This window comes from Desulfobulbus alkaliphilus (assembly GCF_016918545.1).
GTDB classification, from domain to species: domain Bacteria; phylum Desulfobacterota; class Desulfobulbia; order Desulfobulbales; family Desulfobulbaceae; genus Desulfobulbus; species Desulfobulbus alkaliphilus.
The window spans coordinates 1-434 of the sequence record NZ_JAFFQC010000281.1 but is presented as its reverse complement, the minus strand read 5'-3'; the positions used below and the strand labels follow the sequence as shown (position 1 = coordinate 434).

The window sequence follows — 434 nt, the reverse complement described above, 5'->3', positions numbered from 1 at the left end:
TGTTTATGCATGATCACCTTGGTCGGAATGTCCTGCATATATTCCTTGAACCGGCCCTTGCGCTCGAAGCGCTGGCGGAAAGGGCTCGCCTTGATGAAGGGCAGGATGCGCGGAACGATGCCGCCGGCGATATAGACGCCGCCGCGCGCGCCGGTGGTCAGGGCGATGTCGCCGGCGACCGCGCCCAGGATGGCGCAGAAGCGGGCCAGGGTCGCGCCGCACGGGCTGTTCGGATCGGCCAGAGCCGTTGCAGTGATCTGAGCGGGTTCATCGATGTGGGTCTCGCGCCCGTCGATCTCGGCCAGGGCCCGGTGCATGTTCAGCAGGCCCGGCCCGCAGATCAGCCGCTCGATCGACACCCGGTCATAGCGGCGACGCAGGATGCGCAGGATTTCGTCCTCGACCGGATCGCCGGGGGGGAAGCAGGCGTGCCC

General features: G+C 67.3%; 1 protein-coding gene. It reads right to left on the bottom strand.

Translation table 11 applies throughout. The annotated features are described in order from the left end of the window. The coding region (locus tag JWG43_RS20915; RefSeq protein WP_205244396.1) for a glucokinase at window positions 1–434 on the bottom strand (434 nt) is incomplete at both ends.